The organism is Nocardiopsis halotolerans DSM 44410 (genome assembly GCF_000341065.1).
Taxonomy (GTDB): Bacteria; Actinomycetota; Actinomycetes; order Streptosporangiales; family Streptosporangiaceae; genus Nocardiopsis; species Nocardiopsis halotolerans.
In genome coordinates this window covers 1-376 of sequence record NZ_ANAX01000281.1, presented here as the reverse complement: position 1 = coordinate 376, position 376 = coordinate 1, and the positions used below count along the sequence as shown (strand labels likewise).

1 protein-coding gene is annotated in these 376 nt (G+C 72.9%); it reads right to left on the bottom strand.

From position 1 onward, the window contains the following. Positions 1-70: 70 nt before the first annotated feature. The coding region (locus tag D455_RS31220) for a LuxR C-terminal-related transcriptional regulator (RefSeq protein ID WP_040685028.1) at positions 71-376 on the bottom strand (306 nt) is incomplete at its 5' end.

Sequence of the window (376 nt, the reverse complement as noted above, 5' to 3'; positions counted from 1 at the left end):
GCCCCGCCACAGGTACGGGATCGGCTCAGGTCAAAGCCCGTGCGTCACACCGGCGACGTGTTCGGTCGGCTCACCGGGCCACACCGAGTTCGCGCAGCCGGGCTCCGGCGGTGGCCCGGTTGGGCACCTCCAGTTTGGCGAGGATGTTGGACACGTGCACGCTGGCGGTCTTGGGGGTGATGAAGAGCCGCTCGGCGATCTGGGCGTTGGTGCTGCCGACTGTCAGCAGCCGGGCCACCTCCAGTTCGCGCGCGGTCAACCCGGCCGGTGCCACGGGAGGGGCCGCGTCCTCCGCCAGGCCGGATCCCATCCTGCGCGCCAGGTCCGCGGCGGCCTCGGCCAACGGGACCGCTCCGCACTCCTCGGCCACGGCGTG